At 72.8% G+C, this 25378-nt stretch carries 27 protein-coding genes; 13 read left to right on the top strand and 14 right to left on the bottom strand.

From position 1 onward, the window contains the following. Positions 1–58: 58 nt before the first annotated feature. Together QEZ54_RS33540 and QEZ54_RS33535 are read right to left on the bottom strand one after the other, a co-directional pair. Positions 59–1312: a PHB depolymerase family esterase gene (locus tag QEZ54_RS33540; protein WP_281308789.1), complete on the bottom strand. Its 1254-nt coding sequence runs from the start codon at positions 1310–1312 to the stop codon at positions 59–61. A 90-nt stretch (positions 1313–1402) separates the two neighbouring features. After that, positions 1403–2254: an alpha/beta hydrolase gene (locus tag QEZ54_RS33535; RefSeq protein ID WP_281308788.1), complete on the bottom strand. Its 852-nt coding sequence runs from the start codon at positions 2252–2254 to the stop codon at positions 1403–1405. A gap of 151 nt (positions 2255–2405) precedes the next feature. Between QEZ54_RS33535 and QEZ54_RS33530 the strand changes: the two genes are divergently transcribed. The 9 genes from QEZ54_RS33530 to QEZ54_RS33490 all read left to right on the top strand — a co-directional run bounded on the left by QEZ54_RS33530 (position 2406) and on the right by QEZ54_RS33490 (position 10801). After that, positions 2406–3563 (top strand): substrate-binding domain-containing protein, encoded by a 1158-nt coding sequence (locus tag QEZ54_RS33530; RefSeq protein ID WP_281308787.1) that lies wholly within the window; start codon positions 2406–2408, stop codon positions 3561–3563. Positions 3564–3566: 3 nt separating this feature from the next. Beyond that, positions 3567–4316 carry an ABC transporter ATP-binding protein gene (locus QEZ54_RS33525; RefSeq protein ID WP_281308786.1) on the top strand — a complete coding sequence of 250 codons (750 nt, stop codon included), beginning with the start codon at positions 3567–3569 and terminating at the stop codon, positions 4314–4316. Continuing rightward, positions 4313–4999, top strand: a complete 687-nt coding sequence (locus tag QEZ54_RS33520; protein ID WP_281308785.1) for an ABC transporter ATP-binding protein — start codon at positions 4313–4315, stop codon at positions 4997–4999. The genes QEZ54_RS33525 and QEZ54_RS33520 overlap by 4 nt, the downstream gene beginning before the upstream one ends. Beyond that, a complete protein-coding gene (locus QEZ54_RS33515; RefSeq protein WP_281308784.1) occupies positions 4999–5853 on the top strand; it encodes a branched-chain amino acid ABC transporter permease in 855 nt (284 codons plus the stop codon). Before QEZ54_RS33520 ends, QEZ54_RS33515 begins: the two co-directional genes overlap by 1 nt. Beyond that, entirely contained in the window at positions 5850–6824 is a 975-nt protein-coding gene (locus QEZ54_RS33510) for a branched-chain amino acid ABC transporter permease (protein ID WP_281308783.1), read from the top strand. Before QEZ54_RS33515 ends, QEZ54_RS33510 begins: the two co-directional genes overlap by 4 nt. A gap of 288 nt (positions 6825–7112) precedes the next feature. Further along, on the top strand, positions 7113–8030 hold the full coding sequence (locus QEZ54_RS33505) for a diiron oxygenase (protein ID WP_281308782.1): 918 nt from the start codon (positions 7113–7115) through the stop codon (positions 8028–8030). Beyond that, positions 8023–8781: a tryptophan 2,3-dioxygenase family protein gene (locus tag QEZ54_RS33500; RefSeq protein WP_281308781.1), complete on the top strand. Its 759-nt coding sequence runs from the start codon at positions 8023–8025 to the stop codon at positions 8779–8781. The genes QEZ54_RS33505 and QEZ54_RS33500 overlap by 8 nt, the downstream gene beginning before the upstream one ends. Then, a complete protein-coding gene (locus tag QEZ54_RS33495; protein WP_281308780.1) occupies positions 8778–9575 on the top strand; it encodes an SDR family NAD(P)-dependent oxidoreductase in 798 nt (265 codons plus the stop codon). Before QEZ54_RS33500 ends, QEZ54_RS33495 begins: the two co-directional genes overlap by 4 nt. Then, on the top strand, positions 9575–10801 hold the full coding sequence (locus tag QEZ54_RS33490; protein ID WP_281308779.1) for an aminotransferase class I/II-fold pyridoxal phosphate-dependent enzyme: 1227 nt from the start codon (positions 9575–9577) through the stop codon (positions 10799–10801). Before QEZ54_RS33495 ends, QEZ54_RS33490 begins: the two co-directional genes overlap by 1 nt. 12 nt (positions 10802–10813) lie before the next feature. Here the strand turns inward: QEZ54_RS33490 and QEZ54_RS33485 are convergent, their stop codons facing one another. The 8 genes from QEZ54_RS33485 to QEZ54_RS33450 form a co-directional block, all read right to left on the bottom strand. Next, on the bottom strand, positions 10814–11338 hold the full coding sequence (locus tag QEZ54_RS33485; RefSeq protein WP_281308778.1) for a hypothetical protein: 525 nt from the start codon (positions 11336–11338) through the stop codon (positions 10814–10816). A gap of 54 nt (positions 11339–11392) precedes the next feature. Continuing rightward, positions 11393–11602, bottom strand: a complete 210-nt coding sequence (locus QEZ54_RS33480; RefSeq protein ID WP_281308777.1) for a ferredoxin — start codon at positions 11600–11602, stop codon at positions 11393–11395. Beyond that, entirely contained in the window at positions 11599–12792 is a 1194-nt protein-coding gene (locus QEZ54_RS33475) for a cytochrome P450 (protein WP_281308776.1), read from the bottom strand. The genes QEZ54_RS33480 and QEZ54_RS33475 overlap by 4 nt, the downstream gene beginning before the upstream one ends. A gap of 99 nt (positions 12793–12891) precedes the next feature. Beyond that, positions 12892–14721 (bottom strand): MDR family MFS transporter, encoded by a 1830-nt coding sequence (locus QEZ54_RS33470; protein WP_281308775.1) that lies wholly within the window; start codon positions 14719–14721, stop codon positions 12892–12894. Between the two features lie 134 nt (positions 14722–14855). After that, complete coding sequence (locus QEZ54_RS33465) at positions 14856–15464, bottom strand: hypothetical protein (protein WP_281308774.1); 609 nt, start codon at positions 15462–15464, stop codon at positions 14856–14858. Between the two features lie 143 nt (positions 15465–15607). Next, positions 15608–17503: a helix-turn-helix domain-containing protein gene (locus tag QEZ54_RS33460; protein WP_281308819.1), complete on the bottom strand. Its 1896-nt coding sequence runs from the start codon at positions 17501–17503 to the stop codon at positions 15608–15610. 23 nt (positions 17504–17526) lie between these two features. Further along, a complete protein-coding gene (locus QEZ54_RS33455) occupies positions 17527–18309 on the bottom strand; it encodes a 3-hydroxybutyrate dehydrogenase (protein WP_281308773.1) in 783 nt (260 codons plus the stop codon). A 170-nt stretch (positions 18310–18479) separates the two neighbouring features. Then, the gene (locus QEZ54_RS33450; protein ID WP_281308772.1) at positions 18480–18734 is read right to left on the bottom strand and encodes a hypothetical protein; all 255 of its coding nucleotides are present in this window, start codon (positions 18732–18734) and stop codon (positions 18480–18482) included. A 142-nt stretch (positions 18735–18876) separates the two neighbouring features. On the opposite strand from QEZ54_RS33450, the gene QEZ54_RS33445 reads away from it, so the two are divergent. Further along, on the top strand, positions 18877–19383 hold the full coding sequence (locus tag QEZ54_RS33445) for a DinB family protein (RefSeq protein WP_281308771.1): 507 nt from the start codon (positions 18877–18879) through the stop codon (positions 19381–19383). Positions 19384–19432: 49 nt separating this feature from the next. Here QEZ54_RS33445 and QEZ54_RS33440 read toward each other — a convergent pair whose 3' ends face one another. From QEZ54_RS33440 to QEZ54_RS33425, 4 genes are all read right to left on the bottom strand, one after another. Beyond that, complete coding sequence (locus QEZ54_RS33440) at positions 19433–20044, bottom strand: hypothetical protein (protein ID WP_281308770.1); 612 nt, start codon at positions 20042–20044, stop codon at positions 19433–19435. 66 nt (positions 20045–20110) lie between these two features. Continuing rightward, on the bottom strand, positions 20111–21094 hold the full coding sequence (locus tag QEZ54_RS33435) for a pentapeptide repeat-containing protein (protein WP_281308769.1): 984 nt from the start codon (positions 21092–21094) through the stop codon (positions 20111–20113). Positions 21095–21312: 218 nt separating this feature from the next. Continuing rightward, positions 21313–22521: a DUF6596 domain-containing protein gene (locus QEZ54_RS33430; protein WP_281308818.1), complete on the bottom strand. Its 1209-nt coding sequence runs from the start codon at positions 22519–22521 to the stop codon at positions 21313–21315. Between the two features lie 59 nt (positions 22522–22580). Further along, entirely contained in the window at positions 22581–22937 is a 357-nt protein-coding gene (locus tag QEZ54_RS33425) for a YciI family protein (RefSeq protein ID WP_281308768.1), read from the bottom strand. Positions 22938–23175: 238 nt separating this feature from the next. On the opposite strand from QEZ54_RS33425, the gene QEZ54_RS33420 reads away from it, so the two are divergent. The 3 genes from QEZ54_RS33420 (at position 23176) to QEZ54_RS33410 (ending at position 25243) form a co-directional block, all read left to right on the top strand. Beyond that, positions 23176–23520 (top strand): hydrogenase maturation nickel metallochaperone HypA, encoded by a 345-nt coding sequence (locus QEZ54_RS33420; RefSeq protein ID WP_281308767.1) that lies wholly within the window; start codon positions 23176–23178, stop codon positions 23518–23520. Positions 23521–23522: 2 nt separating this feature from the next. Then, entirely contained in the window at positions 23523–24296 is a 774-nt protein-coding gene (gene hypB / locus QEZ54_RS33415; protein ID WP_281308766.1) for a hydrogenase nickel incorporation protein HypB, read from the top strand. Between the two features lie 188 nt (positions 24297–24484). Further along, the gene (locus tag QEZ54_RS33410) at positions 24485–25243 is read left to right on the top strand and encodes an IclR family transcriptional regulator (protein WP_281308765.1); all 759 of its coding nucleotides are present in this window, start codon (positions 24485–24487) and stop codon (positions 25241–25243) included. Positions 25244–25378 lie beyond the last annotated feature (135 nt).

The following is a 25378-nucleotide window of genomic DNA, read 5'->3' as shown; positions in this document are numbered from 1 at the left end:
GGGAAAGTGCTGGAATCCCGGGTCGAATTCCTGCGCTTTCCCCGAAACCGCAGTCACGTCAGCACTGGCCGTCGGCCAGGACGTAGTAGTTGGGGGCGGTCTGCCGCAGGGTGTGGGTTATCGCCACGTTCCACAGGCCCATGGCCTGGTTGGAGCCGTTGGCGTAGGTGTAGCCGCCGCTCTGGTGGGCCCGCCCGGCCGTGGTGTGGGCGTAGTTGCTGGCCGTGAAGCACGGCTGGTTGGTCGGGCTGGGGCTGGGCGACGCGCTCGGCGAGGCCGAAGCGCTGGGTGCGGGGCTCGGAGCGGTCGAGGCGCTGGGGGACGGCGCCGGGCCGCCGGTGGCCAGGCCCCAGTCCAGGGCGATGCGGTACGACGAGCAGATGGAGTCCAGGAAGTAGGCGGCCGCGTTGCCGCACTGCTCCACGCCGCTGCCCGGGTCGACCGGCGTCCCGTGCCCGATGCCCTGCACCCGGTAGGTGATCACCTGGCCGGTCCCGTACACGGTGCGGGTCGTGCTCGCGGGCAGCGCGCTCGTGCCGGTGGCGGTGGTGCTGACGCCGTGCACGTTGACCCACTGGTCGCGCAGCTCGTCGGCGTTGGCCGGCACCACGGTCGGGTCGGAGCTGCCCGCCCAGACCGACACCTTCGGCCACGGCCCGGCGTACCCGGCGTAGGCGTTGCGGACCAGGTCGCCCCACTGGGTCGGGGTCTTGCTGACCGCGCCGTACATGCAGGTGTAGGCGCTGGACGTGTCGGTGGCGCAGCGGTAGGCCAGCCCGGCGACCACCGCCCCGCCCGCGAACACGTCGGGGTAGGTGGCGAGCATGACCGAGGTCATCGCCCCGCCCGCCGACAGTCCGGTCACGTACACCCGGGCGGCGTCGGAGCCGTAGTTCGTCTTGGCGTAGTCGACCATCTGCTTGACCGACAGCGCCTCGCCCTGCCCGCGCGTGGTGTCGGCGGGCTGGAAGAAGTTGAAGCAGGAGTTCGTGTTGTTGGCCGAGCTCTGCTGCGGCAGCACCAGGGCGAAGCCGTACAGGTCGGCGTACTTCTGCCAGCCGGAGTTGGCGAAGTAGTCGTTGGCGGTCTGGGTGCAGCCGTGTAGCGCCACGACCAGCGGGGCACCGGTGGGCAGGCCGGTGGGCCGGTAGGCGTACATGGACAGGGCACCGGGGTTGCTGCCGAAGCCGGTGACCTGGGTCAGGGTCGCGGCGGCCTGGGCGGGCGCGATGGCGGCGGCGGTCGCGGCCGTCGCGGCGGCCAGGGCCGCGACGCCGGACAGTAGGGCGGTGTACCAGCGGGGACGGGTCATGGCCCGGAAACTACGACCGCCGCTGACCTTCCCGAAATGGGTGCTAACCACATGTTCCGGGCGCCGAATGTGGCGCCGGTCACAACCTGATCAGCGAAGCGCCAGCTTGCGGATGTGGTCGGCCACCACAGCCGCGCCCTGCTCGCCGAGCACGATCGTGTAGTGGTTGACGTCGGGCACCAGCTCGTTCGGCACCCCGGCCAGGGTCTCGGCCCGGTACAGCCCGGTCGGCTCGTCCATCAGCCCGCGCGGCGCCCACAGCACCTCGATCGGGCAGCTCACCGTCCGGTACGCCGTGGTCGTCGGCTCGTGCACCAGCGTGTCGGCCGCGTCGGCCCGGATCGCCTCGACGTTGCAGGAGGAGCGGTCGCCGCGCAGGTCCCGCAGCGCGTACGCCTCGATCGCCGCCGACCAGTACGGCCCCAGCGCCGGATGCTCCGACCAGAAGTCCAGGTAGCCGTCCACGGTCGGGAACACCATCGACAGCCGCTTCATCGCCGGGCCGATGACCGCCAGCAGCAGCGCGTCGATGTCGACCCCGACCGGGAGGCCGAACGCCACCCCGCCGTCGACCAGCAGCACCGCCGACACCCGGTCCGGGTGCATGACCGCGGTCAGCGCCGCGACGAACCCGCCCATCGAGTGCCCGACCAGCACCGCCCGCTCCACCCCGAGGTGGTCCAGCAGGACCGCCACGTCGGCGGCGTGCGCGGCCAGCCCGTACGGCCCGGGCAGGTCCGCGCTGCCCGCCCGGCCGCGCAGGTCCGGGGCGACCAGGTCCACGGCCCCGCCGAGCTGCTGCGCGAGCACCGCGAAGGACAGGGCGTTGGCGGTGATGCCGTGCAGGGCCACTACAGTCGGGCCTTCGCCGGGCCAGCGGCACACCCGCAGGCTGCCGCCCGCGACGGCGAGGTCGAACTCGTCTGGCTGGAGGAGGGTCACGTGGGGCAACCGTACGGATCTCTCCACACGCGCGCGATGGGCTGCGACCCACACCATCGGGGGGTGCGGTGTGGTGGCGGACCACATGGCCGCCCGGTGGCGGCGTCCATAGCGTGGCGTGGACCACAACGGTAACCAAGGAGACCCCGATATGAAACGGCGACTCGTCATCCTCGCCACCGCGTCGGCGCTCGCCCTGGCGGCGTGCGGCAGCCCGCAGGACGCGGCGGCCCCGCAGAGCGCAAAGGTGTCGGTCGGACTGGTGTACTCCCAGACCGGCGCCCTGGCCAGCTACGGCAAGCAGTACGTCGACGGCTTCAAGGCCGGGCTGGCGTACGCCACCAACGGCACCAACAAGGTCGGCGACCGCACCATCGAGCTGCTGGAGTCCGACGACGCGGGCGACCCGGCCAAGGCCGTCTCGGCGGCCAAGGACCTGATCGGCAAGGGTGTCAAGGTCATCGCCGGCTCCACCGCCTCGGGCGTGGCGCTGCAGGTGGCCCCGCTGGCCGCGCAGAACAAGGTGCTGTTCGTCTCCGGCCCGGCCGCGACCGACGGCATCACCGGCGCCAACCGGTACACGTTCCGCTCGGGCCGCCAGTCCTACCAGGACGTGCTGGCCGCCAAGTCGTTCATCGCCGACCCGGCCGGCAAGAAGGTGCTGGTCTTCGCGCAGGACACCGCGTTCGGCAAGGCCAACGAGGCGGCGGTGACCGCCGTCATCGGCGGTGCGGGCGCCACGGTGACCGCCCTGGAGGTGCCGGCCAGCGCGACGGACTTCACCCCGTTCGCCAGCCAGATCGCCCAGGCCAAGCCGGACCTGCTGTTCGTGGCCTGGGCGGGCACCACCGCCAGCGCCATGTGGCAGGCCCTGGAGCAGCAGAACGTCCTCAAGAGCACGCTGGTCGTGACGGGGCTGGACCAGAAGGCGTCGTACCCGACCTTCGGCAAGGCCGGTGACTCCGTCTCCTTCCTGTCGCACCACTTCCCCGGCGCGACCGACAACGCGGTGGCCAAGGCGGCGGCCGCGGCGATCCCCAGCGGCCTGGACCTGTTCACCCCGGACGGCTTCAACGCCGCCCAGATGATCGTCCACGCGCTGCAGGCCGGTGACGACGTCGAGAAGATGATCACCGCGCTGGAGGGCTGGAGCTTCGACGGCATCAAGGGCGCCAACACCATCCGCAAGGAGGACCACGCGCTGCTGCAGCCGATGTTCCAGGTGAAGCTGGTCGGCGGGCAGCCGCAGCTGGTCAAGGCCCTCAACCCGGACGAGGTCGCCCCGCCGGTGGCCGCGATGAAGTCCTGACCGATGCCGGTCCTCAGTACAGACGCGCTGACCTGGCGCATCGGTGAAGTCTCGATCGTGGACGGGGTCACGGTCGAGCTTCACCCCGGCGAGTTCCTCGGCGTCATCGGCCCCAACGGCGCCGGCAAGACCTCGCTGTTCAACCTGATCTCAGGACTGCACCCGGCCACCTCCGGCCGGGTGCACCTGGCGGGGCGGGACATCACCGGCCTGACCCCGCACGCCCGGGCCCGCCACGGGCTCGGGCGCACGTTCCAGTCCTCCTCGGTGTTCGGCTCGCTGAGCGTGCGGGAGAACGTACGGCTGGCGGTGCAGGCCAGATCCGGCGGTTCGGGCTCGCTGTGGCGGCGGGCCGACTCGTTCCGCGAGGTGGCCCGCCGGGCCGACGAGTGCCTGGACACGGTCGGGCTGCTGCCCCGCGCCGACGTCGACGCCCGCACCCTGTCGCATGGCGAGAAGCGGGTGCTGGAGATCGCGCTGCTGCTGGCGGGCGAACCGGCCGTGATGCTGCTGGACGAACCGATGGCCGGGGTCGCCTCGGCCGACGTGCCCGCCCTGGTCGAGGTGATCCGGCAGGTGTCGGGCACCGGCGACCGGGCCGTGATCATGGTGGAGCACCACATGCACGTCATCCTGGACCTGGCCGACCGGCTGGCGGTCATGCACCACGGCGCGCTGCTGGCCTGCGGCACCCCCGACGAGGTCATGGCCGACCCCGTCGTGCAGGAGGCATACCTCGGGGAGGCGCTGTGATCCTCGACGTACACGAGCTCGACGTGCACCTGTCGGGGCTGCACATCCTGCAGGGCGTGAGCTTCGGCGTCGCACCGAGCGGCGTGACCGCGCTGCTGGGCCGCAACGGCGCCGGCAAGACCACCACGATGCGGGCGCTGGTCGGGCTCAACCCGGGCACCGGCCGTGTCCTGTTCGACGGCGCCGACCTGGCCGGAAAGCGCACCCACGAACGGGTGCAGGCAGGGCTGGGCTACGTGCCGGAGGACCGGTGCGTGTTCGCCGGACTGACCGTCACCGAGAACCTGCGGCTGGCCGCGCGCGGCGAGACCGACCTCGACCTCGTCTACAACCTGTTCCCCGAGCTGCTCAAGCGCGGGCAGCAGCAGGCGGGCTCGCTGTCGGGCGGGCAGCAGCAGATGCTGGCCCTGGGCCGGGTGCTGCAGAACCGCAACCGGCTGCTGCTGGTCGACGAGCCCACCAAGGGCCTGGCGCCCAAGGTGGTCACCGAGGTCGCCGAGGCCCTGGAGCGGGTCGGGGCCACCGTGCCGGTGCTGCTGGTCGAGCAGAACCTCGCGGTGGTACGCCGCCTGGCGGGCACCGCCGTGGTGCTCGCCGCGGGCAGCGTCGCCTGGACCGGCGACGCCACGCACCTGCTCGGCGACGCCGAGCTGACCACGTCTCTGCTCGGGGTGGGCCGCTGATGTCGACGATCGTCCTGCTCGCCGTCACCGGCCTGGGCCTGGCCGCGCTGTACTTCCTGGTCGCCTCCGGCCTGTCGCTGGTGTTCGGCCTGGCCGACGTGCTCAACTTCGCGCACGGCCTGTTCCTGTCCGTCGGCGCGTACGCCACCTGGTGGGCCGCCGACTTCATGCCGGTCGAGGCGGCCGTGCTCGTCGGCGTGGCCGCCGGGGTCGCCACCGCCGTGCTGGTCGAGCTGATCCTGATCCGGCCGCTGTACCGGCGCACCATCGAACAGGTGCTGGTCACCGTCGGCCTGTCCCTGGCCGGGGTGGCGCTGCTGCAGTCCGTCTTCGGCGCCGACCCGCGCCCGTTCCCCCGCCCCACCTGGGTCGAGGGCGTGGTGCCGGTCTTCGGCGCCCGCATCCCGGCCGACCGGTTCCTGCTCATCGGCGCCGCGCTGCTGGTGTTCGTCGCGCTGGCCGCGTTCCTGCGCTACACCCGCTACGGCCTGATCGTGCGGGCCGGGGTGGAGAACCGGGAGATGGTCACCGCGCTCGGCATCGACGTACGCAAGGCGTTCACGCTGGTGTTCGCCATCGGCGGCGCCGCCGCCGCGCTGGCCGGATCGCTGGCCGGGATCTACTTCACCACCGTGTCGCCCGGCACCGGCGGTTCGCTGCTCATCTTCGCGTTCATCGTGGTCGTCATCGGCGGCATGGGCTCGGTGCCCGGCTCGGCGGTCGCCGCGATCCTGGTCGCGCTGCTGCAGCAGTTCGTGAACTACTACGGCGGCTCCGGCGCCGGCGACGTGTGCGTGGTCGCGCTGCTCGCCGTCGTCCTGCTCTGGCGCCCGAAAGGACTGGCGAAAGCATGAGGCGATGGTTGCCCTGGGGGCTTGCCCTGGTGCTGGCGCTGCTGCCGTTCGGCCAGGCGTTCAACGCGCCGGGCACGCTGAACCTGCTGGCGCTGTGCCTGGTCTTCGCGGGCCTGGCGGCAGGCTACGACCTGCTGTTCGGCCGGACCGGCCTGCTGTCGTTCGGGCACGCGCTGTACTTCGCGATCGGCGCGTACCTGACGGTGATCCTGATGAACCACGGGTTCGCGCTGCCGGTGGCGGCGCTGCTGGCGATCCTCTCCGGGGTGGTCGTCGCGGCGCTGCTCGGCGCGGTGGCGCTGCGCGTGGACGGGATCGCGTTCTCCATGGTGACGCTGGCGTTCGCGCAGGTCGGTGCGATCATCGTAGCCCGTGACCCGGGCGGGCTGACCGGCGGCGAGGAGGGCGCCACCATCGCGAAGGGCATGCCCGACGCGCTGGTGGGGGTCGTCAACACGGTCAACCTGTACTGGCTGGCGCTGGCCTACCTGGTGGTGGTGCTGGTAGTGCTGCACCGGGTGGGCCGGTCGCCGGCCGGGCGGGTGCTGTCGGCGATCCGCGACGACGCGCGGCGGGTCGGGGTGCTGGGGCTGTCGCCGTACCGGTACAAGCTGATGTCGTTCGTGCTGGCCGGAGCCCTGGCCGCGCTCGGCGGCACGGTGTACGTGCTGGTCGTCGGCGGCGCCTCGCCGCACCTGGCCTCCTCCGACCTGACCCTGACCCTGCTGGTCATGGTGGTGCTCGGCGGGCCGGGCAGCCGGTTCGGCCCGGCCCTGGGCGGGGCGCTGTTCACGTTCCTGGACTACCAGCTCACCGACTACGCCACCGACCTGCCGGGTCCGCTGGCGCAGCCGATGTTCGTGCTCGGGGTCGTGTTCATCCTGGCGGTGTACTTCTTCCCGGGCGGACTGGCCCGGATCGGGGTGACGCTGCCGGGCTGGCTGCGCCGCCCGGCCCGCCAGGAGGCCTGACCCCGGGGCAGCCCGCTCCCGCGGCACACCGCCGCCGCCGCTTTGAAATTGACGCTGGCCTATCCAGAAGACGGTTTTCGATTATCCGTCCTCCAGATAGGCCAGCATCAATGCTAGGTCTGGGGGCGGGCGCGGTCGGGCCCGGCGGGGCTGAACACGCACACCTCGCGGGGTCTGTCCACTCCGGACGACACCGCGAAGTGCGCAATCTGGCGGTAGAAACGCCGCGACCCCGTCCCTAGCATCGACTCCCGGCACGTGATCACCCACGCGCCCGGCGGGAGAACGATGACTGGCGATCCATTCGGCGACTGGTACGACGCTGCCGGCGTACGCGGCGGGACCCGCCGCCTGCTGCGGGACGAGACGGAGCAGGGCCTGGCCTACTTCCCCGAGAAGCTGGTGCCGTACCTGGACCACGAGCTGGTCAAGGCGCTCGGGCCCGAGGCCCGCCGCGACCTGACCGTGCGCCACCTCTACCAGTTCCTGCTGGCGACCACCCATCTGGAGACGCGGATCGTCAACCGCGGCGCCGAGCGCATCGCCAACAACCGGGTGGGTCTCCACCTGCCCGCCCGCACCCGGATGAACGCCTTCAAGGTCTACTGCGACGAGGGCTACCACGCCCTCTACAGCCTCGACCTGGCCGAGCAGGTCGAGGCCGCCACCGGCGTCACCATCCCGGGCTGGGACTTCGGCGGATTCACCAGGCGCCTGGACGACACCGCCGCGCGGCTGCTGCCCGACGCCCCGGTGCTGGCGCAGCTGCTGCAGGTCGTGGTCTTCGAGACCCTGATCACCGCGGTGCTAAACGAGCTGCCCAACGACCCGGGCGTCGTCACCACCGTGCGTGAGCTGACCCGCGACCACGCCCGCGACGAGGGCCGCCACCACCGCTTCTTCGCCGCCTTCTTCCACGAGCTGTGGACCGGGCTCGATGCGAACCGGCGCGCGCAGGCGGCGCTGGCGCTGCCCGCGTTCATCGAGGACTGCCTGCGCTTCGACACCCTGCCGGCGGAGCGCTCGCTCACCCTGGCCGGGCTGGCGCCGGGTGACACGGTGACGGTGCTCGCCGACACCTTCGACCGCCCGCAGCGCCTGCGCGAGAACGCGGCCGCCACGGTGCGCATGTGCCGCTCGGCCGGGGTGTTCGACGTGCCCGGTGCGGTGGAGGCGTTCGCGGGCAAGGGGCTGATCGATGGGTAGCGCGAAGGTGGCCGACCTCGAGGTCGCCACCAGTTACGGCGCCTACCTGCGGCTGGACGAGCTGCTGACGCTGCAGCGGCCGCTGGCGCAGCCCTCCGCCCACGACGAACTGCTGTTCATCGTCGTGCACCAGGCGTACGAGCTGTGGTTCCGGCTGCTGCTGCACGAACTGGCCGAGGCGCGTGACGCCCTGCTGGACGGCGACGCCTACCGGCCGCGCCTGCTGCTGGAGCGGTGCCAGGTCGTCGAACGGCTCATGGTGAGCCAGTTCGACGTGCTGGACACCCTGAGTCCGCAGGGGTTCCTGGAGTTCCGGGCCGCGCTGGCCGACACCTCCGGCGCCGAGTCCGCCCAGTTCCGCGCGATCGAGCGGCTGTCCGGGTCGGCGGAGCCGCGCCCGCCCGCCGACGGCGACGGCGAAACCCGGCCCGCCCATCCGCCGACCCTGTGGGAGGGCTTCCTGGCCCTGCTGCGCCGCGCCGGATACGCGGTGGAGCTGCCGCTGGAGCGCCGGGACGCCCTGCTCGACGTCGCCCGCGATCCGCGCCGCCGCGAGCTGTGGCAGGTCGCCGAAGGGCTGCTCGGCCACGACCAGGGCTGGAGCCTGTGGCGCGGCCGGCACGCGCTGCTGGTGGAGCGGCAGATCGGCGCGAAGCCCGGCACCGGCGGCAGCTCGGGCGTGGGCTACCTCAGGTCCCGGCAACATCATCGGTTCTTCCCCGAGCTGTGGGAGGTGCGCGGCAGGCTATGACGGCCCCGACGACACGCAACGTACTGATCACCGGCGGCTCCAGCGGGATCGGGCGGGAGGCCGTACGCGGCTTCGCCCGGGCCGGGGACACCGTCTGGTTCACCTACCTCACCGGCGCGCGGCGCGCCAAGGAGCTCGTGGACGAGCTGGCCGCCGAAGGGCTGGCGGTGACCGCGTACGAGTTCCAGCAGGGCGAGTGGGACAGCCACCAGAACCTGCTGGCGACCCTGCCCGGCCCGGTCGACGTGCTCATCAACAACGCGGCCGTGGGCTCCAAGACGGTGGAGGACTACGAGCCGGGCGCGGCCCACGAGCGGTCGGCCGCGATGCTGCGCATCAACAGCGTCGGTCCGCTGTGGCTCAGCCAGCAGATCGTGCCGGACATGCTGGACCGGGGCTACGGCAAGATCGTGAACGTGGCTAGCGTCGGCGGCGGGGTGGCCACGTTCGCCGAGTTCGACCCGGCCGACGGCATGAGCAAGGCGGCCCTGGTGCAGCTGTCGCGCCAGCTCGCGGTGGAGCTCGCGCACACCCCCGTCGACGTCTTCGCCGTCTGCCCGGGCGCCGTGGAGACGAACATGCTGGGCGCCAGCGTGCTCGGCAGGCTGGACGCGCCGGCGCGGCAGGCGTTCGAGGCGCGGCTGCCCAAGCAGCGGCTCATCCAGCCCGACGAGATCGCCCGCCTGATCCAGTGGCTGTGCACGGCCGACGCCGCCACCCTGCACGGCGCCGTCCTGGACGCCTCGTTCGGCCTCGGGCTCGCCCCCGGCCTCTTCCAGCCCGGAGCCGCCTGATGGTCTCGCAGCAGTCCGCCCGGCTCGTCGCCGGGACACCGGCCATCGCGGTCGCCCACTTCGCGGCCGAGGCCGACCCGTACCACCCCGGCACCAACCCGCGCGGCTACGTCAACCTGGGCACCGCCGAGAACCGGCTGCTCTGGGACCTGCTGGCACCACGGCTGCGGGCGGCCCGCCCGGTCGAGGCCGCCGACACCCGGTACGCGCCGCTGCACGGCACCGCCCGGCTGCGGGAGAACGTGGCCCGGTTCCTGGCCGCCACCCGGGGCGTGCCGGTAGACCCGGAGGACCTGGTCATCGTCAGCGGCGCGACCGGCGCGCTGGACGTCATCGCCACCGCCCTGTGCGACCCCGGCGAGGCGATCGTGGTGCCGGTGCCCTACTACGGCGCGCTGGACACCGACCTGACCGGCCGCTCCGGCGCCGTGCTCGTCCCGGTCGCGCCGGGCCCCGGCGACGGGCTGACCCCGGGCCCCGCGGCGGTCGCCGAGGCCGTCCGCCGGGCCCGCGACAGGGGTGTCACGGTACGGGCGCTGGCCATCACCTCGCCGCACAACCCGCTCGGCCGGGTGTATCCGGCCGGCGAGCTGACCGCGCTGGCCCGCGTCTGCGCCGGACTCGACCTCGACCTGGTCGCCGACGAGATCTACGCCAACTCCGTGTTCGGCAGCACCCCGTTCACCAGCGCCCTCGACCTGACCGGCGACCTCATCGACCCCGACCGGGTCCACGTCGTATGGGGCTTCGCCAAGGACTTCGGACTGCCCGGCCTCAAGGTGGGCGTGCTGCACACGCGCGGTGCGCGGGTGCGCGACGCGGTCCGCGAGCTGGCCTACTTCGCGCCGGTCTCCACCGACACCCAGTGGCTGCTCGCGGACCTGCTCGACGACAAGGGCTGGCTGGCCGACTTCCTCGACGAGCACCGCCGCCGCCTGTCCGCCTCCTACACGCGGGTCACCGCCGAGCTGACCGCCGCCGGGCTGGCGTTCGCCCCGGCACAGGCCGGCTTCTCGGTATGGACCAGCCTGCGGCCGTGGCTGGCCCGCGACGACGCGGCGGGCGAGCGGGAGCTGTGGCGGCGGCTCGTCGACGGCGCCCGGGTCAGCCTGACGCCGGGCGAGGTGTTCCACGCGACCGAGCCGGGCTGGTTTCGGCTCTGCCACACCGTCGGCGCGGACGCCGTGACCGAGGGCGTCCGGCGGATCCGGCAGCTGCTCGGCTGAGCGGCGCGGCCGTCAGCCGAGCATCGGATCGTACGGCCCGTGCTCGCTGATCGGCCGGTACGCCTCGTCGGCGGCCGCCGCGTGCAGCGCCGCCAGCAGCCCGTCCGCCGGGGGCAGGTCGAGTGCCTGCCTGGCCAGCGCACGCGCCTCGTCCAGCGTCTGCCCGCCCGGGTCGTGGGCGTCGTCCTGGCGGATCTCCTCGTCGGCCTCGGCCAGCGAGCGGAGCAGCTCCTCGCCGAACGGCACGGCGAGCGCGTCGTGCAGGCTCGGCAGGCCCACGACCAGCGCCAGCGCGTCGCGCAGGTCGTGCGCGATCAGCCCGCCCTCGCCCTCCGAGCCCGCGTAGACGACCGCGCCCGAGGGCGTCCGCAGGAAGGTGCCGCCGGAGGCGTCGCCCGCGATCGGGGTCAGCGGCTCACCGCCGGCGAGGTGGACCGGTTCGGCCGGATCGGTGCGGGCCAGGTCGAAGTCGAAGCGCCGGGCGAGCAGTTCGGCGAGCCACGGCGTCGCCTCGATCCGCGCGAGTACGTCTGTCATGGACGCATCCTCGCCCACCGGTCCGACAGCCGTCGCCGGCGGTGCGGGCCGCTCTCAGGGCCCGGCGACCGCGATCGCGCCCGCCGGGCAGTTGTAGGCCGCCTGCCGTACCGCGTCCCAGTCCCCCGGCGCCGGCTCGGACCGGCGCAGCAGCACCAGGCCGTCGGCGTCGTCCTGGTCGAAGACCTCCGGCGCGGTACGCACGCAGTTGCCCGACCCGCAGCAGGCCTCGCGGTCCACGGCGACCCGCAGCGCTCCGCTCACCAGGTGACCTCCAGTCTGCGCACCCCGAACACCACCGCATCGCGGAACTCGACGGTGCTCGGGTCGACCGCCAGCGCCAGCTCCGGCAGGCCGTTGAACAGCTCCTGCAGCGCGATGCGCAGCTCGGCGCGGGCCAGCGGCTGCCCGATGCACTGGTGGATCCCGAACCCGAAGGCCATGTGCTGGTGCGAGCCGCGCGCCAGGTCGAAGCGCTCGGCGTCGGTGAACACGTCCTCGTCGCGGTTGGCGGCCGACAGCAGCCCGATCACGCCCTCGCCCGCCCCCACGCGGTGCCCGCCGACCGTGGTGTCGCGGACGGCGACCCTGGTCAGGCCGGTGCGCACGATGGTCAGGTAGCGCAGCAGCTCCTCGACCGTGTCGTCGATCAGGGCCGGGTCCTGGCGCAGCCGTTCGAGCTGGGCCGGGTGCTGCAGCATGACCAGCGTGCTGAGCCCGATCATGTTGGCGGTGGTCTCGTGCCCCGCGACGAGCAGCAGCACCGACAGGCCGACCAGCTCCCGCTCGGTCATCTCGCCGGTCTCGACCCGTTCGGCCGCCAGGCGGCTGATCATGTCGTCGCCCGGGTTCCGGCGCTTCTCGGCGATCAGCCGGACCAGGTACTCCCGCAGCTCCTCGATGACGGTCTGCACCTGCTCGGGCGTGCTGGCCCAGGCCAGCAGCACCCGGCTGCGCTGCTGGAAGAACTCGTGGTCGGCGTAGGGCACCCCGAGCAGGTGGCAGATGACCATCGACGGCACCGGCATGGCGAAGTGCTCGACCAGGTCGGCGGGCTTGCCGGCCGCCCGCAGCGACTCCAGCGCCCCGAGCACGGTCTGCCGGATCAACGGCTCCAGCGTCCGGATGTGCTTGATCATGAACTCGGGGGTGAGCATCCGGCGGAACCGGGTGTGCTCGGGCGGATCCATCCGGATGAACGAGCCGTCGCGCTGCGGCGCCTCTTTGGGCATCGGCCGGATCTGCGGGAACCCGGGGCGGCTGAAGTCACTGGAGAAGTCAGGGCTGCGCAGCAGTTCGCGCAGGTGCTCATGCCGGGTGAACAGCCAGGCCTCCTGCCCGGTGGGCAGCCGCACCCGGCCGACCCCCTCCTGGCCGAAGTCGGGCAGTCTCGGCTCGGGGCCGTCGTTGCCGAACGGGTAGGCGGGAATGGGGGTGACCAGCGTGTCTGACATCGTTCCTCCCTGAGCCGCGGACCCTTACAAGCTACAAGGAAATGTCAGGTTTTATCGGTTCTCCTCGGCGACCGGTCGGCTTCCGGACATCGACAGAGGTCACGGCTGCCAGTCGCCGCCGCGACGCGGGTGACCCGCCTCGGACCCGTCGAACCCGGTGCCGGCGGCGTGGACCCCCGCCAGCGGAGCCGGCCCGCCGCGCCGGTGCGCCGGGGTGTATCCGGCAGGCCGGTACGCGTGCGCCTGGGTCGCGCGCGGCGCCGGACCCGGCCCCGCGGGCCCCGGCTGGCGCGGGGCAAACCCGGGGTGCGCCACCGGCGCGGGCGCGGGCGCGACCGCCCCGGGCCGCCCAGCCCGCGCCGCCTCGGTGTGGGAGCCGGTGTTCGGGGCGGACGAGCCGGCGGCCGGGACGTCGACGGTGGACCGCAGCACGATCGTGGGCAGCGCCAGCGCCGCCAGCACGCCGACCAGGGCCACGGCGGCCGAGATCAGGAAGACGTGCCCGGTGGCGTCGCCGTACGCCTCGCGGACGATGGCCTGCGCGGCGGGCGGCAGCGCGGCCAGGTTGAGCGAGCCGCCGCCCGAACCGGCGGGCATCCCGGCGGCGGCCAGGTGGGCGGCGATGATCGACTGCACCCGGTCGGCCAGCACCGCGCCGAGCACCGAGACGCCGATGGTGCCGCCGAGCGAGCGGAAGAAGGTCACCGAGCCGGTGGCGGCGCCGAGGTCCTTGCGCTCGGTGGTGTTCTGCACGGCCAGCACCAGGTTCTGCATGGTCATGCCCACGCCGAGGCCGACCAGCAGCATCCCGGCGCCGATCGCGGGCAGCGGGGTGGTGTGGTCGATGAACGACAGCCCGGCGAACCCGGCGACCAGCACGATCGTGCCCGTCACCAGGTACGGCTTGATCCGGCCGGACCTGGTGACCATCTTGCCGCTGATGGTCGAGGAGATGACGACGCCCAGCATCATCGGCATGGTCAGCAGCCCGGCCTCGGTGGGGCTGTAGCCGCGGCCGATCTGGAAGTACTGGCCGAGGAAGACCGAGCCGCCGAACATGGCCATGCCGACAGCCAGGCTGGCGAGGATCGCCAGGGCGGGCACCCGCCGGGCGATGACGGTGATCGGGACGACGGGGCTCTCGGCGCGCAGCTCGACCCATACCGCCAGCGCCAGCACGGCCAGCGAGCCGCCGACCATGGCGTAGCTCTGGGTGGACAGCCAGGCGAACGAGTCGCCGACGAACGACACCCAGACCAGCAGCGTGCTCACCCCCGCGGTGATCAGCAGCGCGCCCAGGTAGTCGATCTTCGTCTTCACCCGGGGCGCCCGGGGCAGGTCGAGGGTGAACCAGAGCAGCGCGAAGGCGAGCGCCGCGATCGGTACGCCGACGAAGAAGCACCAGCGCCACCCCAGCCACGACGTGTCCACGATCAGGCCGCCCAGCAGCGGCCCGGCCAGCGTGGCGACCGCCATCACGCCGCCGAGGTAGCCGTTGTAGCGGCCGCGCTCGCGAGGCGGGATCATCGAGGCGATCACGATCTGCACCAGCGCCTGCAGGCCGCCCACGCCGATGCCCTGCACCGCCCGGAACGCGATCAGCTGGCTGGTGTCCCGCGCGAACCCGCTGAGCAGCGACCCCGCCACGAAGATCGCGATGGCGACCATGACCAGCAGCTTCTTGCCGAACATGTCCGACAGCCGCCCCCAGATGGGGGTGGTGGCGGTCGCGGCGAGCAGCGTCGCGGTGACCACCCAGGTGTACTGCGTCTGGGTGCCGTTGAGTTCGCCGATGATGCGCGGCAGCGCGGTCGAGACGATGGTGGAACTGATCATCGCGACGAACAGCACGAGCAGGAGGCCGCTGAGCGACTCGAGGATCTCGCGGTGGCCCATGCGCAGGTGGCGGGGGGTGTGGGCGGGGTGCATGACTTCGACCTTGCCACCGCCTTTGCACACTGCGCAAAGTTTCCCCGTGTGCACTACGCCACTTCAGGCGCAAGGAAGGGCCCCTTCCACTCGCTTTCCGTAGCAGAAGGGGCCCTTCTTAACGGGGCGGCGGCTCAGGCCTTCTTGAGGTGCCAGGTGACGCTGGGACCGGCCAGAGTCGCGGTCGAACCGGAGCAGGTGTAGGCCAGGGCGCCCTGGCTCAGGTCGAGCGCTCCCTTGAAGGGGACCTGCGTCATCGGCGCCTCCTTGCCGGCGATGGTGGCCTTCATGTCCATCTTCACGTCGTTCGTCGGCATGGTCCCGGCGATCTTGCCGCCCTTGGAGGTCCAGTCGGAGCTGACGGCGCTGCCGGTGTACTTCGAGTCGACCTTCATGGTCAGCTCGGCGCTCATCGGCACGACGATCGCGATGTTCGCGTCGTACTTGATGGTCATCTTCTCGCCGAAGGTCAGGGTGATCGAGCCCGTGCCGTCGCCCTTCGCCTTCAGCTGCGCCATCATGGCCGCCGCCTGCTCGGCCATGTCGTCGACGTCGACCTGCCAGGTGCCGGTCAGGCAGCTGTCGCGGTCGCCCGAGCCGCCGCCGGCCGGGCTCGCCCCGGTCCCGGCCGAGGCTCCCGCCGCCGGGGAGGCGCCGGTGGCACCCGTCCCATCCGGGCCGCAGGCCGACATCGCCAGCGCGGCGACCGCCGCCATACCCGTAACCATCCATCTCGTCCGCATGCCGTACAGAATGGTGCGCGCCCCATCCGCCGAGCTACTTCATGTCGCCAACAGGTCACCGCCGCATCGCGCGGCAACCCGTGGTTAACAAGGGGCCCTTCTACTACTGATTGCGATAAGAGGGGTCCCTTCCTTACCTCTGGTCAGAGGTTGCGGAGGCGGTGCAGGCGCAGGGCGAGCTGGATCTCCAGGGAGCGGGCGGGGGTCTGCCAGTCGGCGCCGAGCAGATTGCCGACGCGCTCCAGGCGCTGGGTGACGGTGTTGACGTGGACGTGCAGGCGCTCGGCGGCGCGGGCGAGGCTGCCGCCGGAGCCGAAGTACGCCTCGAGCGTGGCCAGCAGGGTGGTGCCCCGGCGGGTGTCGTAGTCGACGATCGCGCCGATGGTGTGCCGGACGAACTGCTGCACGTCGCCGCCGTCGCGGTCGCTGACCGCGCCGAGCAGCAGGCCGACGAAGCCCAGCTCGGCACTGCCCGCACCCTCACCGGTGCGCCCCAGCGAGATCAGCGCCGAGGCGCAGCGGACGGCTTCGGCGTACGCCGCCCCGATGGTCCCCGAGCCGCCGGCCGGACCGCCGCCACCGGCCGTGACCGGGCGCCCCAGCACCCGGGTCAGCTCGCGGACCACCGCCTGCGCGGCGGGACCCGGCTCGGCCCCGGGCAGCAGCAGCACCACCCAGCCGTCGCGGACGGCCGCCAGGCCGGTACGGGCCGAGGCGTACGTGCCCGCCCAGGACAGTGCCCGGCCGCGCGGCTGGCCGGGGCCGGTGTCGGCGCGTACCGCCACGAGGACGTGCGGGGCGTCGAGGTCGACGCCCAGGCGGCGGGCGCGTTCACGCAGCGCGGCCGGGTCGCGTACGGGTTCGGCGAGCAGGTCGTCGAGCAGCTCCCCGCGTACCCGCCCCTCGGCCTCCGACGAGGCGCGGCGGAACAGCGTGAGCAGCGCGGTGACCAGGGCGGCGCGCTCCAGGATCTGCTGGTCGGCGTCGACGAGTTCGCGTTCGGGGCGCAGGACGAGTGCACCCAGGTCGTCGGCGCCCGCGACGACGGCGGCGACCCACAGGCCGTCGCGGCGGACCGCGCGGCCCTCCAGGCGGGAGGCGGACAGGGCCTCGGCGACCCGGGCTGGTTCGAGCTCGCCCAGGCCGCCGACGGCGGCGACGGGGCGGCCGTCGGGGTCGAGCACGACCAGGTCGCCGCCGAGCACCTCGGTGACCGCGGCGACCACGTCCTCGACGCCGCCGCCGCGCAACACCAGGCCGGTCATCCGGTCGTGCGCGGCGGCGGCGCGTTCGACCGAGGCGCTGTGCGCGCGGATGACCGCGTTGGCGGCCGACAGCTCCTCCAGCGCGGCGCGGGTCTCGGTGATCAGGCGGGCGGTGTCGATGGCCACCGAGGCGTGCGCGCCCAGCGACACCATCAGCGCGACCTCTTCGCGGGCGAAGGGGCGGGCGGAGCGGTTGGCGGTGTACAGCACGCCGATGACGCGCGAACCCAGCCGCAGCGGTACGCCCAGGATCGCGACCAGGCCCTCCTCGCTCACCCCGCTGTCGATGTCGCCCTTGTGCTGGAACCGCATGTCGGTCATGTAGTTCGCGGTGGCGTACGGGGTGCCCGTCTGCGCCACCAGGCCGCCCAGCCCGGTGCCCATCGGCAGTCGCAGCACCTGGAACTTGGCCGAGACCGAGCCGTCGGTGACGCGCATGTAGGTGTCGCCGCGCTCGTCGTCGTTGAGCGTCATGTAGGCGATGTCGGTGTTGAGCAGCCGCCGGGCCCGGTGCACGATCGCGCGCAGCACCGCGTCGAGGTCGCGCAGGCCGGCCAGGTCGCCGGCGGTCTCGTACAGGCCGGTCAGCTCCATCTCGCGCTGGCGGCGGCGCTCCAGCAGCCCGCGCACCCGCAGCGCCAGGATCTTGGCGTCCTCCAGCTCGGCCAGCCGCTCCGGGGACGCGCCCGCGGCCCGCGCGGCGACCAGCGGACCCTCGAACTCGACCGCCGCGGCCTCGCGCGACAGCAGCTCAAGGAACTCCGCGCCCGACATGGCGACCGAGTTTGCCACGCGCATCAGTTCGCGGTCCAGCCGCCGTCCATGGCGATCGAGGCGCCGGTGATGAACGAGGCGGCTGGGGTGCACAGGTACGCGGTCAGCTCCGCGACCTCCTCCGGCTCGATCAGGCGCTTGATCGCGGCACGGGCCAGCATGATCTTCTCGATCACCTCGGACTCGGCCAGCCCGTGCGCGCGGGCCTGGTCGGCGATCTGGCCCTCGACCAGCGGCGTGCGCACGTACGCGGGATTGATGCAGTTGGAGGTGACCCCGTGCGCGGCCCCTTCCAGGGCGACGACCTTGGACAGGCCCTCCAGCCCGTGCTTGGCCGCCACGTACGCCGACTTGTACGCCGAGGCGCGCAGCCCGTGCACCGAGGAGATGTTGACGACGCGGCCCCAGCCGTTGCCGTACATGTGCGGCAGCACCTTGCCGACCAGCCGGAACGGCGCCTCGACCATGACCTTCTGGATGTAGCCGAAGCGCTCGGCGGCGAACTCCTGCACCGGCGCGACGTGCTGCAGCCCGGCGCAGTTGACGAGTACGTCCACCGCGCCGTCGAGCGAGTCCAGCCCGGCCGGATCGGACAGGTCCACTCCAGCGGCGATGCCGCCGGTCTCGGCGGCCACGGCGGCGGCCGCGGCGGCGTCGCGGTCGACGGCGATCACCCGCGCGCCCGCTGCGGCCAGGCGGACCGCGCAGGCGCGGCCGATGCCGCTGCCCGCGCCGGTCACCATCGCGGTACGGCCGGTGAGGTCGAGGTGTACGACATGGCGCTGCGCCATAGGTGATGCCGTCATGAGTCCAGAACCTAGGTTTCGGCGCCGGACGATCACATGGGCTGCGGCCACATACTGCACCGGGCGCGCATGTGTGCGGACATGTGCGCCCGGGTGCGGGCCCGGCGCGCGCTCGCCCACGCGCGCGCCGGGCCCCGGCGGCCGTCGCGACAGCCGCCCCAGGGGTTGGGCTACTCGTCGCCCCCGGCCAGGGCGCAGTTGACGCGGAGCACCGGGCCCACCGCTCCGGTCAGGACCGGCGCCAGCCTCATCGCCATGGCGAGGCTGCTCGTCCGCACCACCGCCACCGTCCGCACCGGCGGCAGCGGCGGCGCCTGGGTGACGACGACGCAGACGTAGGTGTCGGCGGCCGCCGCGGGGGCCGCCATCGTGGTGGCCCCGAGCGCCGCGGCGGCCAGCAGGACGGCGAGTCGTACCTTGGTCATGGCGGTAGCCTTTCTTTTTGGACCTTTCGTCCGTTTGTTTCGGACTTGTCGCTCAGCCTGCCGCAGCCGGACGCCGGGATCGATCCCCCGTTCCGGCGACCCTGCGATCTTGATAAACGCCCGCTGCTGGTAGACACGTGCGATGACCACCGAACGCATCGGCCCGAAGGCCACCGCCGACGAGCGCGAGATGCTGCGCGCCTTCCTCGACTACCACCGCGCCACGCTGGCCTGGAAGTGCGACGGCCTGGACGACGAGCAGCTGCGCCTGCGCTCCATGCCGCCGTCCACCCTGTCGCTGCTTGGGCTGGTGCGGCACATGGCCGAGGTGGAGCGGGCCTGGTTCCGCCGCGTCATCGACGGCCAGGACATCGGCCTGGTCTGGTCCGACAGCGGCGACTTCCAGGTGGCGTACGACGCCACCGGCGCCACCCGCGCCGAGGCGTTCGCCGCCTGGCAGGCCGAGGTCGAGCACTCGCGGCGCATCGAGCGCGAGGCGGCCTCGCTGGACGTGACCGGCTTCAGCAGGAGCTGGGACGAGGACGTGTCGCTGCGGATGGTGATGCTGCACCTGATCCACGAGTACGCCCGGCACAACGGCCACGCCGACCTCCTGCGCGAGGGCGTCGACGGCGTCACCGGCGCCTGAACGGCCGCGTGGCCCGACCGGAACCCGGCCGGGCCACGCGAGGATCAGGTCAGCGGCCCTGCAGCGCGTCCAGCGCGACGGCCATCGCCACGATCAGGCGGCGGTCGGCCTGCGGGTCGTGGATGGTGACCGTGTACTTGTCCCGGAACAGCTTGAACTTCTTCTCCACCGAGAAGATCGGCCGGTCGCCCGCGACGAAGTCGAAGTGGTACGGCAGGAACGAGATGTCGGAGAAGCGGCGCAGCAGCGCCACGAACATGCTCCGCTCCTGGCCGGTCGCCCGGAACCCGTCGGTCCCCTCAAGGTGCCACGTCGAGCGCAGCAGCGACTTGGCGAAGTCCTTCTTGAACAGGCCGATCGGCGTCCCGCTGTGGTCCTTGATGTCGTAGGTCGCGCCGAGGTCGATCACGCTGCGGGCCTTGAACGCGGCGAACACCGCGGTCTTGGTGTCGTCGCTGAACAGCGTCACCTCCTCCTTGAGCTTCATCCGCTTCTGCTCGACGAAGGCCAGCATGGCGCCGTCGGAGCCGTCGGCGGTGGCGGCACGGACCTCGTACCGGTTGATCATCATGGTGAAGCGCTGCTTGACGACGAGCGTCTGCTGAGCCTGCAGAGTGGACAGGTCCACTGTTCCTCCGTGGGGGTGACGGTCGCGAGACATCCTTGTGTCCGCGAGCCGACAGTGTGCCACGGCCCGGCGACACCCGCGCGGCGGGCGAGTGGCCGATCAGCCCGCCAGCAGCGAGCGCAGCAGCTCGGCGGCCGCCCCGTCGGCGATCGCGCCGAAGTCGAGCAGGGCCTGGTCGCTGCCGCCGTTGACGCCCATGAAGCGGCGCAGGTACTGCAGCCGCCCGAGGGCCACCAGCGCGGACTGCTCGTCGCAGCCCTCCAGCCGGGCGATGCCCGCGTCGATGCGCGCCGGGTCCCGCACCACCAGCAGATCCAGGCCCGCGGGCAGGGTGACCCGGTCGAAGTTCACGCCCCGGAAGTCCACATCGTCGAAGGCGGTCACCCGGCCCATGTCGACGTCCAGCATCGGGTTGGGGCCGAGGTTGCGGTCGCGCTCCAGCACCCGGCCGTCGAACACCACCTCGCGCAGGGCGCCCGCGAACGTGCAGCGCACCAGGCTGGCCTGCCAGAAGTTGGTGCAGGCGAGCTGGGCGTAGGAGAAGTCGACGTCGGTGAACCCGGCCACGCCGCAGCCCAGGCGGGTCAGGTCGGCGTGGCTGAAGTCCACGCCGCGCAGGCGGTTGGGCCGGTTGGCATACCAGCCGCCGACCGAGGACCGGCCCAGCTCGGCCGCCACGAACGAGCAGTCGATCACGTCGGTCGCCCACATCCGCAGGCCGGTCAGGTAGGCGCCGTCGAAGCGGCAGTTGTCGAGCACGCAGCTGAACAGCCGCAGCCGGGGCAGGTGCGCCCCGCGCAGGTCCAGGTCGGCCAGGTGCCGCCCCTGCAGCTCGACCTCGGTCGGCAGCGCCGCGAACTCGAACGTGTACGAGGTGCCGCCGAGCATCGGCTCGCGGAGGTCGGGCTCGATGCTGCGCACGTGCGGCACACCGAGGCCGCGCAGGTCCCAGCGGCCGTCCACCCGCTCGAGCGGCAGCCCGTCCAGCGGCTCGCCGGTCTGCAACCGGCGGACGATCTCGTCCTGCAGGTCCGGTCCCGTGGCGACGTGCCACCGTTCGACGAGCGCCTCATCGTGCCACACGGCCGACCCCACCTCTCGGCGCCGGGTTTGCCCAGGTCACCGGCGCGTGGCGACAAACCTAGGCCGGGGGCGGCCAGGCTACAACCCCTGCCCGTCCGAGATGCCACGGTTGTCCGATCGTGTTATCGAAATTTGACCCACCGCAGCCGTCCGACTACACACCTGCCCTCCAATCCGGTGGTATGCCGCCTGACCTGCCACTTCAGCGGCCGGGCACCTCAGCCGACGGCGGCCAGCCGGTCGCGCAGGAACGCCCGCTCGGCCTCGTTCGCGGTCAGGGCCAGCGCCCGCTCGTACGCCTGCCGCGCCTCGGCCGCCCGTCCGCAGCGCCGCAGCAGATCGGCCTTCACCGCCGGCAGGTACTGGTAGGCCGCCAGGCCCGGCTCCCGCTCCAGCCACTCGACCTGCGCCAGCGCCGCCTCGGGGCCGGCGACCATGGCCAGCGGCACCGCCCGGTTCAGGGCGACCACCGGCGAGGGCCAGACCGCCAGCAGCCGGTCGTACAGCAGCACGGCCTGCGCCCAGTCGGTCGCCTCGTACGAGGGCGCCTGCGCGTACAGCGACGCGATCGCCGCCTGCAGCAGGTACCGCCCGGGCATCCCGCCGCGCAGCCCGGCCACCACCAGCTCGTGCGCCTCGGCGATGGCAGCGCGGTCCCACCGGGCACGGTCCTGCTCCTCCAGCGGCAGCAGCCGGCCCGCGGCGTCCACCCGGGTGGCCCGGCGCGCGTCGGTGGCCAGCAGCAGGGCGAGCAGCCCGCGCACCTCCGGCTCGTCGGGCATCAGCTCGCGCAGCATCCGGGCCAGGTGCAGGGCGCGCTCCACCAGGCCGGCGCGGACCAGCTCGGCGCCCGAGGGCGCGGTGTGCCCGGTGGTGAACAGCAGATGGATCACCCCGAGCACCGCGCGCAGGCGGTCCGGCAGCTCCGCCGGGCGCGGCACCCGGTACGGGATGCGGGCCCCGGAGATCTTCTTCTTCGCCCTGGTGATCCGCGCCGCCATCGTCGCCTCCGAGACCAGCAGCGCCCGGGCCACGTCCCCGGTCGGCACGCCGCACACCAGCCGCAGCGTCAGGGCCAGCTGCGCCTCGGGCGCCAGCGCCGGATGGCAGCAGGTGAACACCAGCCGCAGCCGCTCATCGGGCACCGCGTCGCCAGGCTCCTCGACCTCCTCGTCGAGCAGCCGGTCCGGCGCCCCGTCCGCCGCGGCCTCCTCGGGCTCGACCAGCAGCGGCAGCTTCGACCGGAGCGCCAGCTCGCGCCGGATCACGTCGATCGCCCGGCGCCGGGCCGCCGTGGTGAGCCACGCCGCCGGGTTGCCCGGCACGCCGTCGCGGGGCCAGCTGCGCAGCGCCGCGGCGTACGCCTCCTGCACGCACTCCTCGGCCAGGTCCAGGTCCCCGGCCGTGCGCACCGTCGCGGCGAGCACCAGGGCCCACTCGCGGCGGTGCGCGTCGGCGACGGCCGCCGCGGCGGCCGACTGCCCGCTCATCCAGCCGGGTGCCGCACGAAGCCGCCACCGGCGACCGGCCGCACCTCGACCCCGCCACCCAGCCGGCACGCCGGGTTCAGCCGGGCGATGGCCAGCGCCGCGTCGAGATCGGGCGCTTCCAGGAGGTAGAAGCCGGCCACGATCTCCTTGGCGTCCACGAACGGGCCGTCGGTGACGACGTCGCCGCGGACCGAGGTGGCCAGGTCCCTGGGCGTCAGGGCGTACGCCGCGAGCAGGGCGCCGGAGCGCTCCAGCTCCTCGGCGTGCCGGTCGTGCGGCGCGGTGTCCTGGGCGGTGGCGTCCGAGCGGTGGGCGGAGTCGCCGGCGTAGATCAGAACCGCGTACTGGGCCATGGTGAACTGCCTTCCTGCTTCGAGTTCCGGACCTTGCACCGGTACGTCGAACGCGCCCCGCGAAATCGACAGGCCGCACGGAGATTCTCTGTCACACCGCTGCCCCATGGTCTCCGCCCTGGCACCCAGGACGCGCAACGTACTGCCATTTCACGTGTCAGTGATTGCCGGAGGCCCCCGGAGCGGGTAGACATGCACACGATGAGCCTTTTGGACATTTCGCCCGCTTCGGCCGCCCATGCATGAGCTGTCGGTGTGCGGAGCGCTGGCCGAACTCGTGAACCGGCGCGCGGGCGACCGCCCCGTCACCACGATCAGCCTGCGCATCGGGCGGCTCCGGCAGATCGTCCCGGACACCCTCGCCTTCTGCTGGACGATGGTCACCGCCGAGACCGCCCTGGCCGGGTCCCGGCTGGAGATCGAGACGGTGGACGCCACCGTCACCTGCGCCGACTGCGGCCACGTCAGCCGGATCGACCCGCACCCGCCCCTGTTCGTCTGCCACGGCTGCGGCGGCTTCTCGCTGACCGTGCTCACCGGCGAGGAGTTCCTGCTGCTCGCCCTCGACCTCGCGGAGGTATGACGATGGGCCGGTTCCACCGCCACGACGACGGCACCGAGCACCGCCACGACGAACCGCACGACCGCACCGGCCACGACCACAGCGGCTACGCCACCGGCGCGCAGCGGATCCAGGTGCTGGAGCACATCTTCGGCGAGAACGACCGCACCGCCGCCGCCAACCGCGCCGACTTCGCGGCGCACGGCGTGCACACGGTCAACGTCATGTCCTCCCCTGGCGCGGGCAAGACGACGCTGCTGCGCCAGACCCTGCGACGGCTGGACGGCGTACGGGTCGGGGTGCTGGAGGGCGACATCCACACCAGCCTCGACGCCGACCGGCTGGGCGGGCTCGGCGCGGCGATCGCCCTGGTCAACACCGGCGACGGGTTCGGCGGCGAGTGCCACCTGGACGCGCCGATGGTCCGCTCCGCGCTGCCCCGGCTGCCCCTGGCCGACCTCGACCTGCTGCTGATCGAGAACGTCGGCAACCTGGTCTGCCCGGCCGAGTTCGACGTCGGCGAGGCCGCCCGCGCCATGGTGTACGCCGTCACCGAGGGCGAGGACAAGCCGCTGAAGTATCCGGTGATGTTCCGGTCGGTGGAGCTGGTCCTGATCAACAAGATCGATCTGCTGCCGTACCTGGACTTCGATCTGGACGCGTTCCTGGCCAACGTGCGCGCGGTGAACCCGGGCGCCCGGACGCTGCGGCTGAGCGCCCGGACGGGTGAGGGAGTGGACGGCTGGGTCGAGTGGCTGCGCTCCCGGACCGGGGCGGACGTACCGTCGCCCGCGTGACCCGCCCGCGTGACCCGCCCGCCCGGCCGCCCCGCGCGCGCCCCGCATCGATACTGGCCTGTCACGAAGAAGTCGATCGACTCATTTTCCTCGTTATAGGCCGACGTCGATGCTAAGTGCGGCCGCTGCCGCCGCGGCGGCACCGGGCGCGGTGTGGTGGCGACCCCCGGACCGATAGGCTGCTCGGCATGACCAGCAGCGGCAACGCGGGCGGTGCCGCCGACAAGGTGCTGTCGGTGCTGGAGGCGCTGGCGGGGCACGAGCGGCTGGCCGACCTGGCCGTCGCCACTGGGCTGCCGAAGTCGACGGTGCACCGCATCCTGCAGTCCCTGGTCGCGCGGGGGTTCGCCGCCGCCGACGGGCACGGCGGCTACCTGCCCGGACCCCGGGTGCTGGCGCTGGCCGGGCGGGTCATGGGCACGCTGGACCCGGCCCGGACCGCCCGCCCCGAACTGCAGGCACTGCGCGACCGCACCGGCTTCACCGTCCACCTGGGCCTGCGCGACGGCGACCGCGCCGTGTACGCCGACAAGATCGCCGGGCCGCAGCCGTACGACATGCGGTCGCGGATCGGGCAGAGCCTCGACCTGCACTCGACCGCCATCGGCAAGGCGATCCTGGCCCGCCTGCCCGCCGCACCGGTACGCGAGCTGGCGGCCCGCACCGGCCTGCCCCGGCACACGCCCCGTACCGCGACCAGCATGAAAGCACTGCTCGCGGCGCTGGACCGGGTGCGCGTGGACGGGTACGCCGTCGACGACGAGGAGAACGAGCCGGGCCTGCGCTGCGTGGCGGCAGCGGTCGCCGGGGCCGACGGCGCGGTGATCGGCGCGGTCAGCGCATCGGCGCTGGTGCTGGAGCTGCCCGACGACCGGGTGTCCGCACTCGGCGCCGAGGTACGCGCCTCCGCCGACCGCATCTCCACCTCACTCGGCTCCCCCGCCTGACCCCGCACCCCAACCCAGCAAACCCACCACCAGCCCCCCGCCGCCGGCCCCGCCCCCAGCCCGCGCCCCAGCCCGCGCCCACGTCCACGCCCACGCCCGCGCGCGCCCGGTTCAACATAGACGTTGGCCTATTAC

It is taken from the genome of Catellatospora sp. KI3 (assembly GCF_029948125.1).
In the GTDB taxonomy this organism is placed as follows: Bacteria; Actinomycetota; Actinomycetes; order Mycobacteriales; family Micromonosporaceae; genus Catellatospora.
The sequence above is the reverse complement of the archived record's forward strand: the minus strand, read 5'-3'. Positions and strand labels throughout refer to the sequence as shown.

Excerpts from the sequence above, each read along its gene's own strand:
- QEZ54_RS33470 (WP_281308775.1), bottom strand. The coding sequence starts at position 14,721 with ATGCACCCCGCCCACACCCCCCGCCACCTGCGCATGGGCCACCGCGAG.
- QEZ54_RS33525 (WP_281308786.1), top strand. The coding sequence starts at position 3,567 with ATGCCGGTCCTCAGTACAGACGCGCTGACCTGGCGCATCGGTGAAGTC.
- QEZ54_RS33425 (WP_281308768.1), bottom strand. The coding sequence starts at position 22,937 with ATGGCCCAGTACGCGGTTCTGATCTACGCCGGCGACTCCGCCCACCGC.
- QEZ54_RS33500 (WP_281308781.1), top strand. The coding sequence starts at position 8,023 with ATGGGTAGCGCGAAGGTGGCCGACCTCGAGGTCGCCACCAGTTACGGC.
- QEZ54_RS33540 (WP_281308789.1), bottom strand. The coding sequence starts at position 1,312 with ATGACCCGTCCCCGCTGGTACACCGCCCTACTGTCCGGCGTCGCGGCC.
- QEZ54_RS33455 (WP_281308773.1), bottom strand. The coding sequence starts at position 18,309 with ATGACGGCATCACCTATGGCGCAGCGCCATGTCGTACACCTCGACCTC.
- hypB (WP_281308766.1), top strand. The coding sequence starts at position 23,523 with ATGGGCCGGTTCCACCGCCACGACGACGGCACCGAGCACCGCCACGAC.
- QEZ54_RS33420 (WP_281308767.1), top strand. The coding sequence starts at position 23,176 with ATGCATGAGCTGTCGGTGTGCGGAGCGCTGGCCGAACTCGTGAACCGG.
- QEZ54_RS33490 (WP_281308779.1), top strand. The coding sequence starts at position 9,575 with ATGGTCTCGCAGCAGTCCGCCCGGCTCGTCGCCGGGACACCGGCCATC.
- QEZ54_RS33510 (WP_281308783.1), top strand. The coding sequence starts at position 5,850 with ATGAGGCGATGGTTGCCCTGGGGGCTTGCCCTGGTGCTGGCGCTGCTG.
- QEZ54_RS33495 (WP_281308780.1), top strand. The coding sequence starts at position 8,778 with ATGACGGCCCCGACGACACGCAACGTACTGATCACCGGCGGCTCCAGC.
- QEZ54_RS33515 (WP_281308784.1), top strand. The coding sequence starts at position 4,999 with ATGTCGACGATCGTCCTGCTCGCCGTCACCGGCCTGGGCCTGGCCGCG.
- QEZ54_RS33440 (WP_281308770.1), bottom strand. The coding sequence starts at position 20,044 with ATGTCTCGCGACCGTCACCCCCACGGAGGAACAGTGGACCTGTCCACT.
- QEZ54_RS33460 (WP_281308819.1), bottom strand. The coding sequence starts at position 17,503 with ATGTCGGGCGCGGAGTTCCTTGAGCTGCTGTCGCGCGAGGCCGCGGCG.
- QEZ54_RS33485 (WP_281308778.1), bottom strand. The coding sequence starts at position 11,338 with ATGACAGACGTACTCGCGCGGATCGAGGCGACGCCGTGGCTCGCCGAA.
- QEZ54_RS33465 (WP_281308774.1), bottom strand. The coding sequence starts at position 15,464 with ATGCGGACGAGATGGATGGTTACGGGTATGGCGGCGGTCGCCGCGCTG.
- QEZ54_RS33505 (WP_281308782.1), top strand. The coding sequence starts at position 7,113 with ATGACTGGCGATCCATTCGGCGACTGGTACGACGCTGCCGGCGTACGC.
- QEZ54_RS33445 (WP_281308771.1), top strand. The coding sequence starts at position 18,877 with ATGACCACCGAACGCATCGGCCCGAAGGCCACCGCCGACGAGCGCGAG.
- QEZ54_RS33530 (WP_281308787.1), top strand. The coding sequence starts at position 2,406 with ATGAAACGGCGACTCGTCATCCTCGCCACCGCGTCGGCGCTCGCCCTG.
- QEZ54_RS33475 (WP_281308776.1), bottom strand. The coding sequence starts at position 12,792 with ATGTCAGACACGCTGGTCACCCCCATTCCCGCCTACCCGTTCGGCAAC.
- QEZ54_RS33410 (WP_281308765.1), top strand. The coding sequence starts at position 24,485 with ATGACCAGCAGCGGCAACGCGGGCGGTGCCGCCGACAAGGTGCTGTCG.
- QEZ54_RS33450 (WP_281308772.1), bottom strand. The coding sequence starts at position 18,734 with ATGACCAAGGTACGACTCGCCGTCCTGCTGGCCGCCGCGGCGCTCGGG.